The sequence below is a fragment of the Vulcanisaeta sp. EB80 genome (assembly GCF_002078205.2).
Genome location: NZ_LCWN02000071.1, coordinates 1 through 10,377, shown reverse-complemented (window position 1 = coordinate 10,377; position 10,377 = coordinate 1). Strand labels below are relative to the sequence as shown.

The following is a 10,377-nucleotide window of genomic DNA, read 5'->3' as shown; positions in this document are numbered from 1 at the left end:
TTAGCAAATTGATCAATGCCGAGATCCCAATTGACCAACTAGCCGAGCACGCAAATAAGTACGCATTCCTCATAGATAAGAACCTCGAGGAGTACATGAAGCCACAAAAGGAGGAGATGCCTGTCTTTTACTAGTGGTTTCACTTTAAGGTCGCCACAGCGTACCTAAGGGCCTTCCTATTCAACCACACGGCTAGCATTGTCATTGGGACTAGGCTCATCTTAACGGTTAGTTGGGACAACATCAGTAACCATATGTTGGGGACCACGCCGTAGAAGGCTATTGGTATGAAGACCAGGGTGTCTATGGTCATGGCAACAGGGTCCGAGTACCCAACCCTCCTCAAAACACCACCACCCAACCTGGAAACTAAAAATACATCATATGTTTCGGAGACTATGAAGGCTGTTATTGAGGCTATGGCAATCCTGGCGCTAACGCCCATTATAGCTGCAAAGGGCGCCTGCAATGGCTCCCAGAACTGGGCCGGCGGGTAGTTAATCACTAGGTAATTAATGAGGAACACCAGGGCTTGTAGATAGGCGGCTATCCTAACGACCCAATAACCAACACCCCTACCGTACCTGAGGGTTAGGAAGTCAAGCACCGAGACACTGGCGCTGTATGTAATCACGCCCATTGGCACCACCAACGGACCCACGTAGGCCCCTATTTTGCTAGCCATGTACTGGCTTATGGTTAGCAGGAGTATATAATCCATGGCGCCAACAGGTAACAACAACTCCTCCCTGCCAAGCCTATGCACAAGCCATAATATACCAGCGGCTGCTATATACACCATGAAGGCCATGCCGTACAGGATTGGCAGGCTATACAAAGAACTCCAGGTCATACAGGCAGGCAGAAAATACCTAAGTTTATAAACCCTGCTACTCAACCATAAAAATAATTTCTAAGTATTATACCAAGCGAAATGACCCATGGCACCCTCCACAATTCACAAACCAGTTATTTTGAATTTTCTAGCATCGATCATCGCCCGAAAAATCACGACCCACCCAGCCAGCTCAGGAACTCGCCAAACCTATGTCTCATCACTATCGACCTCATGCCCTGAGTCTCCTCAGGGTCTTCAATATCGGCGTAAAACCGTGTTAGCGCTATTCGTGGCGCTGGTTGCTGTGAGTGTGCTGTAAAATCTCGGTGGCTCTCCTCGCTTAAGGCTGTGGCTGTTGGTCATGGTTATCGTAGTGGTAGGCTTGTTGTCCTGCCCAACAACATGGCTTGGCTTGCTTGGTTCTGGCTCGTGCCGAGGCAATAGTTTTTCTCTCGCCTTGGCGATGCATAAAGTCGTGTCTCTATGTTCAATTTTGCTAGATAACGACTATGGAAATACCACAGGTTTTAATATCCTCGGCATGGTATAGATAGAAGGTTAAAAAGAACCCTCATGACTATGCATATGATGGAGCCTTTACCAGGGCAATTAAGCGCAGTTATCAGTGAGGCGCATGGTTATGAGGTTGGACTTGAGGGACTAGACGTAACGGTGCACTTTAGGGATAGGAAACGCGAGATTGAAATGCTCTTTACAGACTTACTAAAACACAGGGGCGTCTCGCTCATCTAGGACCACGGGGCGCAGGTAAGTCAACGCTAATAGAGGTTGTTGTGAGCAGCGTTAAAAGGCTCGGTGGTTTTGAGAACTATGCATTTATGCACTTCCACTTCGACGAGGGGGTAATCAGGGAACTTCAAATACACATGCCGGGCCTAGGTAACGAAGTAATTAATGAATTAAGAGGCGCCTTCATGCTCGACGTAGGCATAGACCCGATAAGGTTCACGGTTAAGATTGAGAGTGTAATCGACATAATAGCTAAAACGCTCGAGAGGTATCGACTAAGTGATAAAATGGTTGTGGTCCTCTTCGACGATATTGACAAGTACACGGAGATGTACGGCCATGGAGTGCTTGAGGCCGTGGTTAACGCGGTATCCGACGTGATAAGGAGACGCAATGCCTCAATGAAGGCGATCTTCATGGCCAGCGACCAAGTTGCCGTCAATATCATCAACAGGGTAGGCCCAAAGGGTGGTTTATCGCCATACCTCATATGGAACCTGCCGAGGAAGGCGTTTGAAGATGTTGTTAGTGAGGTTTCGGAGAAGCTCGGGGTTAGGGATGTTAACGTAGACCTGCTTTGGCAGTTGATTGGCGGCAACGTTAGAGAATTGGCAGTACTCATTGGCAGGTATAATTGGGACGTAAAGCCCTGGCTCCAGGGCGAAATCGTGAAAATGATAGAGTACGCGTTCGATGATTACAGGGTAGCGAGGGGGCTTGGTAAACCTAGCAACGTACTTGGGAAGATGATTGATGATGGAAACTCCGCAGTGAGGGAGTACGGCCTCGGCGAGTTCGATGGACAACCCGACATTGTTAGGAATGACTACGGATTACTCGAGAAGAACATAATAATCAACGTAGGGCTACCACGCGTAACGCACCTATCCGAACTACCCAGCGAACCCTGGGTCGGTAGGGACTACGCCTACCAAATACCAGCCTACTACTGGGTCCTGAGGGCAATGATCAAGAGAAAAAGCATTAACGTGGCACCTGAGGAAATACTAAGGACGATGAGCACAAGCGCCCCTTCAATGAATAAGAGGCGTCATCAAGGGTCCTGAACCAACCACCTAAGCGCAGACAAGTACTCCCCAAAGTCCTGCTCAGGCATGAGATTTCCGATGTCCACTCGAGAAGCCCACTCCCCTAAGTACCTCTTCTCGTAATAATCACCCCTCAACCTAGACAAGGCACCTATGGGATCCTGCCTACAAACCCTCCTATCACCACCAAGCCCAATACACAACCACGCCTCATGCATGGGATTAACAGCGACCACCCTAACAAACACATTGCTCGGCAAATCCCTAAAGTGCATAATCACGTCATCCTCAGCGTTTGACTTACCCTCACTGTCTATGACGAATAAAACCTTAACCCGCTCCCCCTCAATCACCTCACGTCTGCTCAGGACTATCCTACTCAACTTAGCATCGCACTTACGAACGGGTCTCGAACCCACCCTTATACCCACAGATGGGTCTAACTCATCGTTTTCCCTAAGTTTCCTCATTATGGCCATGTGGAACTCCTTACCGTAGGTATCCTCCACGAACATGATACGCAACATATCACTCAGCCCCACTCCCCTGCACCCACGTCCTTGAATAAAGTACGTAATCGGAAAGAGAAACACCAAGCTCGCTAAGCCTCCTCTTAAGCCTCTCGAGATCGCCGTATGGAGGCTCAACCACAGTCCCACCATCATCACCCCTAGAAACCACAAAGACCCTCTCAGGCTCGGCCATATCCACAAGCGCCGGCGAGTGCGTCGCAATTATAACCGGGACCTCGAGCGAGTTCAAGACATCGTAAATAACCTTCAAAGCCTTGACGTGAAGGCTATTCTCAACCTCATCAATCAACAACATCGTTGGCCTAAGCTCAACGGCGGAGGCTATGGCCAATGCCTTAATGAGGCCGTCGGCGATATTCGGAGGCGGCAACTCAATACCACGCTCCCTAATGACCAGAAACACCCTACCAGCCGAGCTCCTAGGCTCCACAGCAACGCCATTAAACGCCTCCCTCAGGACCATACTTATGTACTCAGTACGACCCTCAGCGGAGAGCCTATAAAAGACCTGGGGTAGGTTACGGGCTCTAACGTCTAACCGCTCCTCGCCCGTGAAGGGCTGTGGCTCAGAGATGGCGCCAATGTCTGGGTGCTTGAGTAATACGCTCCTTTCAAGAAGGATCCTAATCGTCGTGTTGATCAGGGTGGATAGGTTTGGCGGTGCTATTGTCGTGTCGTACAATACACCCCTAAACTCGCCTGAATTAGCTAAACCCCACTTTATTAATATGGGCATGTACATAAAAAATTTAGGGAATGCCGTCCCGATGAAATAGAATTCAGTAAACCCATTACCTAGGGAAGCTGAAGGAATACGAAAGTGAGCGAAAGGAGATGCTAAGAGTAACTTTAGGAATTGGCTTTCGATTGCTCTTTGAGTTATAACAAGTTCTCCTTTAACTTCTAAATCTATAGGTTTTTGACTTAATTCATTTATTTTGTTTATAATCTTTATAATTTTGCCTCTGAACGGCTTAGACGCAGAGACCCTCCTTACCATTTTCATGAAATCTACGTACTCACTTACGTACCTTGGGTTAATACATACCCTAACCTCGCCATCACCAACCTCGAGCTTCGTCGTGAATTCCTTATCCGCAGTCTCCCAAGTAATCAACATGTAGGATGGCTCTATTGTTACCCTACCACGCGACAGCGTAAACTTCACGGCAAACCTGACGTAATGCTTAAAGTATGCCTCCCCACGCATCATCACGACCCTAAAAAGCAACTCGAAGCCTATGGGGTTCTCGAAACGCCTCATGAAGAAGAGGTCCTCGGGGCTCCAATACTGCGGTAGGTAGGGCAGGTAAGGTGTCTTGAGTAGCTCCGCCTGCGAGAGCGCCCTCGACAGGAGGTGGAGTGCCTCGAGTATGTTTGTCTTACCAGCCATGTTGGGACCCGCAAGTACGTTAACGCCAGGTTTTGGTCTCAGGGTTAGGTGCCTTATGCTTTTGAAGTTCTCTATCGTTATCTCCTCAGGAAACACCTTGATGGTTGGGGCCTCCTTTTCTGCCATGGGTTACGTATTAATCAACGCCGTACCTTAAAAAGTTGCCTATGCACGGCGCTCAGGGTTTGATTAGTACAAGGTATTTTTAAGGAGGGTTGAGCATTAAAACCATGCGACTCGGTGATTGATGGCACTGCACGGGCACTATAACGAAAACACTCGTGATAGTAGGCATGTCTCCGTTAATGATGCCGAGAAGCTTATTGTATATGTGCCGGGATTCGATATGTAGATGGCCGATGAGCTTAGCATCACGGAACATTTAATTTCTGTGCCATTGCCTGGCAGTCGCCTATGTTATTTCCTCCGCCACCTAACGAACCACGTATGCCGTAGCGCTCATCAAGAATGCGGCGTTTCGCCCTGGCTCTGCGTTGCCTTGCCCATTTATTGTTGTCTCCGTGGGGCTGGTTATTGCTGAACGAGATCGGTGTGTTGGGTTGACCTAGTCATTTTCAGGTAAAGCCTGCTCACGAAGCTAATGTAGCCGGGGAACCAAGAGCACTGAACGCAGCACTTGAAGACATGCCCAACCGCCTAACATTCGATACATCGAACTGTATACCCAATATGCTAAATAACCTATAATTATTAGTTTAGTGAGGGGCTTAAGCTCTATATCGGGCACGCCATCGAGCCTAACTGAACCATCGTACTCCTTGAACGTTATCGCCGGAGCACCGCTAACGCCCCTATAGTCCAGCCTACCGATGACCAGCCTAATCATCGATTGCTAAGGCTTAGCCTTTAAAGAGTAGCTATGGTTGGATTAACGTGTTGAGAAGTCTACGATAAAAGTATAAATAACACCTACACTGGATCCTCCATAATGAGTGAGGAGTTTTTAACAATAATTTCAGTATTTTTGGGAGTAATTAGTACAATCGCGTCATTAATAGCTATAGGGGTGCCTGTGCCGATTGCAATAATAATAGTCCTTACCATAGTAGGGATAGGTTACGACTGGTATCGGCGTAAGAAGGAAGAGGATGAAGTAGTGATAAGGCTTTGACCTTAACAGCCTAGTGCATGGATGGTCTCGTTTTTCCTCGGCAATTATGAGTGTGGTCCAGCCATTGCTAAGGGCTTTTTAATCATGGTGCAAATTCTGAGGTTGCTATGAGTTTTGAGTTTAGGTGTGGTGTGGGTCTCGGCGAGTTCGTAATGGGTAGGGTTAGGGGTGGCTCCGAGGTGATTGTTGTGAGCCCGTGGTTGAGCCCCGAGGTTGCTAGGGAGTTGGTTGAGTTAAGCAAGCGTGCTAGGGTTACGGTAATAACGACCAATGATGCGGAGAACCGGTCGCACGTGAGGGCATTGGATGAGTTGTACTCAATCGAGACAATCCAGGATGAGGAGAAGCGTAGAAAGGCTAGGATACTCAAAATTACTGGGCTCGTAATGTTATTTCTCCTAGGCCCTGTTCTCCTAGCCCTTGGAATTAATCTTTCTGCAGCTGGGATTACGACTGGGACTGCTGTAAGTGCTGCGGGGACTATGCTAATTATGATGGGGGGTTTGATTTGCATTGTGGGGGTTGTACTACTTGTGATAGGTTCCGGCCTTGCTAACAGTGCCGTGCGTGAGGTATATGTCCCGCGTGTTAGTGAGCTTGTCGTCCTGGATAAGAGCGCCACTAAGTTGCATGCGAAGCTCGTTGTATTGCCGAGCGAGGGGCTTGTCGGCATTGGTAGTGCGAACCTAACGTCCTCGGGCCTTCAATCCAATGCCGAGTGCTGGGTTTGGTTGAGCAATCCCGAGACTGTTGAGGCTGCCATGAACTTCGTGGATTGGCTACTCAAGCAATCGAGACAGGATCTAAGTAGCATGGCAATGCCTGAGACCGCCGAGAACGAACTAGCGAACCTAGCGCGTGCTTGAATTTCTATCTGATACGCAACCGAGCCCGCGAGGAAGAGGCGTAAACGCAAAACTCATAAGTGCCTTAATTGATATAGAAAACGTTATTCCCTTGCCTTGCCCTGCGAGGGTTTCTCATCATTGAGCCGGTTTTTTCATTGTTTACTACGAGCCTTAATTTTCCGTGGTTATTTCGGCATACGTTATCCGCGTTTTACGCCATTGTATCCCTCAGTTTACCACGGAGCTTTTCAGCATCCTCGGTTTACAACGATCCGTGAGTCCGGATACTTAGAGTTAGGTATTGGTCTTAAAGTGATCGGCTGAACTAGATTCCGATCACCACAGTATCACGTTCACTTAACCATTCCTCGACCTTGTCAATAATTATTCTGACCAGCTCCTCCCTTATCGCTGGTATTAAGAAGAGAAGCACTTGCCAGAGAAGATACCAGAGAGGTAACCTAAAGTAGGTACATATCAGCACAAATATCACTGCTATCACTAATGCTGTTATTATAGCTGTCCTTCTACTCCTCATATAATTCAATACCATGATAAGAAGTATTATTTAAGGATTTATCGTGAGAAAAGTCCATTGCTTTATTACTAACCATCATACTTTCTCTCTGGCGAATACTCGACTTAGTGTGGCTGTTGCCGAAGCGATAACCATTAGTATCATTATAGCAGCGATTGATTAGTGCGCTGATCTCTCATAATAATCACGTAATTCGAGGAGCGCTATTATGACTATGTTTCTACTCACAGGCTTAAACTAGCGCTAGATCCCTTACCAGCCTTATAGTCTCTAAGCCTATTGACATTAGTACCTTAGTCGTTAATGAGGATTAAGCGGTCATTCCCTGAAAAAGGTTTAAATGAATGTTATCAAAGTATAGTTTAGGAACAAATGAGCGAATCCGCTGAGAATAATGAGGAATTGATAATTAAAGATTTTGACCTGATCTACGTGATTGCCTTCAACATAGGGACTCGGATCAATATTATGGATCTATGGCTGGAATACGCGAAAGCCAGCCAGGATTTTAACGATGCGCTGTTAAATGTTAAGGCCTTTTGGTATCCCCCTATTGGTATCCCCATCCCATTATCCAAAATCGAGAAAGGGAAGCCCAGTAAGTTACCTTCGCATTTAAAGAAGCTCTTAAGAGATAAAACTTTCCTTAATTACATAAATAAGGCCGTTGAAGAAACTAAGAACGAACTTATTAAGGAATTTATTGAGCGTCTTAAACGTGAAGCGCCGCTATTCATGGAATTATGCGATGTCGATCGTATAGCGTTAGACCCTGAATACTTAAAATTAGGTCGTTATATTAGGCTTAAGCTGGCTGATTTCGAGGCTGAGATTGCCGATTCGAGGTTTAAGAATTTAGAGACTAGGGTTGGTAGGTTTAGGGTTGAGCCTTACTTCCTCATTCATGGGACTGGGGTTGGTGTTATGACGCTTTGGATAAACATGAAGGGCGAATTCACGATTGATGATGTAATAAAGCTCAGCAAGTACTTGATCAACAATATAAATCTACGTATTAGGGATCCGTTTGGTAATCAGCGAGAAGGCACGTTGTCAGGCTTTATTAATGTCACAATCATCATCCCCTTGCAAATCATAGCCTTATTTAAGGGTCATGATGAGATAATTATTAATTAAAATATTAAAAATTATAGTATTTGAAAATGATGGCGCATCAAAGGGGTCAAAAATTAATGAAATATTGAGGGAATTGCTGAGGTCAAAGAAATCGAAAAGGGTCATGAGGAGATTTTTTAATGATCCGTATAAATTTATTGAGGAGAATCTTAGGACTTCATATGCATCATTACATGCTATTATCGGTATTAGGGAGCCCGAGTGTAGTGATGGTTGTTTAACGGCTGAGGATATTGCTAGGAGGTATACGAGGGAAATTGCCGGGATTTTAACAGGGAAGGAAGAATGGAGAGATATTACGGACAGGGCTGCTAAGGAGAATCTTGGAAAGAACCTTTCCTCCTCCAAATCCTACGCCATATACTTAACCAGATTCGCGACCCTCTTTTTGAGTTCCCAAAAATTGAAGGAGAAGGCAGACAGTGAGTTGTTAAAATTAAATCCAGAATTAGTAAAGATATTGGGTTTAGAATTTACGAACTTACCACCGTAGTTCCTGTGGAGTTCCTCGCGCTTTCATGGCAAATACTTAATTCCTACATCTCCCTTTGCCGTAAGAGGCGTGAAGAGGTTCTTAGGAGGATTAAGGGAGGGGGTAAGAGGGGTGAGGTTGTAAAGCCAAGTGAATTAGTGTCGTTAAGGGGTGAGTTGTTACACGCGCTTGAGGAGTACAATAACGTTTTATTGTTTAAGAGTGATCCATTCATGAAGGTTATTGAGTATGGTAAGAAGCGTTGGAATCTCTCTAAGATGGTGGATGAGCTTAAATCCGAACTGAACGAGTTAAGCGTGCTTGCCGAGACCTATTATGAGGAAGCTATTTTAAGAAGGCAGCTTATTCTGACCATTATCTTTGGCATCTTCGGGCTATTTGCGGAGCTCAATGTGCTTACAAAATTCGTTGGTATGTTTTTGGCAGGGGTTTTAACAGCAATAACGGCAGTAATTCTATACCTCATCTACCGGTGGTATATAAAAAAGTAAAGTTAGTGGGGTTGAATTAAACACTGCGGGTAGGGTTAGTTGCGCCGGGGTGTTTTCGAGGAAGTTGGCTATTCAATATCCTCGTTGTGGCTTGGGTCTTTCTGCGTTGTTCTTTGGGGTTGGTTAGGTTAGTAATTTATCGAGTATGCCCCTCTTGATTCCCTCCCTCAGTTCGTGGGCTATCCTCTCGCCTGTGTCCATGGGGTTGTCGAAGTAGAGTACGGAGTATGGGCTGCCTATGCCCATGTAGACGTTTGTTCCAGCCACGATTCTGCCTGAGAATTCGAAGACGATTATTGATAGGTCATCGGTTATTATGGACTCAAGGCTGAAGGGACCGACCATGCCCGGCGGTACTAACTCGTTCACGGCTTTCGTGAATTGTTCGCCGTACTTCTGCACCGTGGGTAGTAGTGATTCTCTGAGGACCATTGGTATGTTGCCTATGACCGTGAATGTGGGTTCTGCGAGCCCGGGTATTCTGCCGTCCACGTTGCTCTCGTACCTGATGTCCATGCCGAAGATCTCCAGTCTGTTGTAGACTCTTGATTCGAAGTAGTGGTAGTAGGCTGGGGCTCCGATTATGTATTCCTGGATTATGTATCCGTCGTGGATGCCCTGCAGCTTATCCATCAACTCCTTGCTGTTCCTCGCTATGAAGTAGCCCCTGCCTCCCTTGGCTCCGTAGAGCTTGACGATGACTGGTTTATCGACTTGCGATGGGTCGTCAAATGACTTGGGTGTTGGTATTCCTGCGTGCTCGAGTAGTTTCATCTTGAGTCTTTGGTCGGCTTCCCACTCGAGTAGGTATCTGTTTCCGAAGGTTGGTATTTCCATAACCATTGCCCTCCTCCAGCCAACGTACTCTACGTAGCTACCGTGGGGTATCAACACCGCGTTATTGCTGACGAGTTTCGGCACGACCCTCTCGAACTCGCTGAAGTCGACCTCCCAAACCTCGTCTATGAAGTTGAACTGCCTATAGAACCAACCGTGGTTTGGCCTTGCTATGCCTATTGTTTTGAAGCCGTGCTTCTTCGCGCCCCTGAGTATTTGCAGCGAGGAGTGGCTGGCTATTGTTACGACACTGACCTTGTCCAGGTCGTAGTTCTTGATTATCCTATCCACGTCCACGTAAAAGTCGCTCATGTCACCACCTCCTCAAGCCTATCCTG

At 46.7% G+C, this 10,377-nt stretch carries 12 protein-coding genes and 1 pseudogene; 7 read left to right on the top strand and 6 right to left on the bottom strand.

What is annotated here, in order from left to right; translation table 11 throughout:
• Positions 1-139 precede the first annotated feature (139 nt).
• Positions 140-853, bottom strand: coding sequence for a queuosine precursor transporter (locus B7L70_RS10445; RefSeq protein WP_081228019.1), 714 nt, complete (start codon positions 851-853; stop codon positions 140-142).
• Positions 854-1,426: 573 nt separating this feature from the next.
• Between B7L70_RS10445 and B7L70_RS13545 the strand changes: the two genes are divergently transcribed.
• Positions 1,427-1,591: a hypothetical protein gene (locus B7L70_RS13545; RefSeq protein ID WP_162009162.1), complete on the top strand. Its 165-nt coding sequence runs from the start codon at positions 1,427-1,429 to the stop codon at positions 1,589-1,591.
• A gap of 11 nt (positions 1,592-1,602) precedes the next feature.
• Positions 1,603-2,655, top strand: a pseudogene (locus B7L70_RS10440) (hypothetical protein); the annotation flags it as partial.
• On the opposite strand, the gene B7L70_RS10435 reads toward B7L70_RS10440, so the two are convergent.
• From B7L70_RS10435 to B7L70_RS10425, 3 genes are all read right to left on the bottom strand, one after another.
• Positions 2,643-3,164 carry a hypothetical protein gene (locus B7L70_RS10435; protein WP_143701625.1) on the bottom strand — a complete coding sequence of 174 codons (522 nt, stop codon included), beginning with the start codon at positions 3,162-3,164 and terminating at the stop codon, positions 2,643-2,645. The pseudogene B7L70_RS10440 and the gene B7L70_RS10435 overlap by 13 nt on opposite strands.
• 1 nt (position 3,165) lies before the next feature.
• Positions 3,166-4,689 carry an AAA family ATPase gene (locus tag B7L70_RS10430; protein ID WP_081228011.1) on the bottom strand — a complete coding sequence of 508 codons (1,524 nt, stop codon included), beginning with the start codon at positions 4,687-4,689 and terminating at the stop codon, positions 3,166-3,168.
• A 472-nt stretch (positions 4,690-5,161) separates the two neighbouring features.
• Positions 5,162-5,410, bottom strand: a complete 249-nt coding sequence (locus tag B7L70_RS10425; RefSeq protein WP_081228008.1) for a hypothetical protein — start codon at positions 5,408-5,410, stop codon at positions 5,162-5,164.
• A gap of 102 nt (positions 5,411-5,512) precedes the next feature.
• Here B7L70_RS10425 and B7L70_RS10420 point away from each other — a divergent pair, with 102 nt between their 5' ends.
• Both B7L70_RS10420 and B7L70_RS10415 read left to right on the top strand, forming a co-directional pair.
• Positions 5,513-5,695, top strand: coding sequence for a hypothetical protein (locus B7L70_RS10420; RefSeq protein ID WP_081228006.1), 183 nt, complete (start codon positions 5,513-5,515; stop codon positions 5,693-5,695).
• A gap of 107 nt (positions 5,696-5,802) precedes the next feature.
• A complete protein-coding gene (locus tag B7L70_RS10415; protein WP_081228003.1) occupies positions 5,803-6,561 on the top strand; it encodes a phospholipase D-like domain-containing protein in 759 nt (252 codons plus the stop codon).
• Positions 6,562-6,868: 307 nt separating this feature from the next.
• On the opposite strand, the gene B7L70_RS10410 is transcribed toward B7L70_RS10415, so the two are convergent.
• Positions 6,869-7,081 carry a hypothetical protein gene (locus tag B7L70_RS10410; RefSeq protein WP_081228000.1) on the bottom strand — a complete coding sequence of 71 codons (213 nt, stop codon included), beginning with the start codon at positions 7,079-7,081 and terminating at the stop codon, positions 6,869-6,871.
• A gap of 372 nt (positions 7,082-7,453) precedes the next feature.
• Between B7L70_RS10410 and B7L70_RS10405 the strand changes: the two genes are divergently transcribed.
• The 3 genes from B7L70_RS10405 (at position 7,454) to B7L70_RS10395 (ending at position 9,202) form a co-directional block, all read left to right on the top strand.
• A complete protein-coding gene (locus B7L70_RS10405; protein WP_081227997.1) occupies positions 7,454-8,218 on the top strand; it encodes a hypothetical protein in 765 nt (254 codons plus the stop codon).
• A 64-nt stretch (positions 8,219-8,282) separates the two neighbouring features.
• A complete protein-coding gene (locus B7L70_RS10400; RefSeq protein ID WP_081227995.1) occupies positions 8,283-8,711 on the top strand; it encodes a hypothetical protein in 429 nt (142 codons plus the stop codon).
• 5 nt (positions 8,712-8,716) lie between these two features.
• Complete coding sequence (locus B7L70_RS10395) at positions 8,717-9,202, top strand: hypothetical protein (RefSeq protein WP_081227992.1); 486 nt, start codon at positions 8,717-8,719, stop codon at positions 9,200-9,202.
• Positions 9,203-9,325: 123 nt separating this feature from the next.
• On the opposite strand, the gene B7L70_RS10390 is transcribed toward B7L70_RS10395, so the two are convergent.
• Positions 9,326-10,330 (bottom strand): formate--phosphoribosylaminoimidazolecarboxamide ligase, encoded by a 1,005-nt coding sequence (locus tag B7L70_RS10390; protein ID WP_081228022.1) that lies wholly within the window; start codon positions 10,328-10,330, stop codon positions 9,326-9,328.
• Positions 10,331-10,377: the final 47 nt, after the last annotated feature.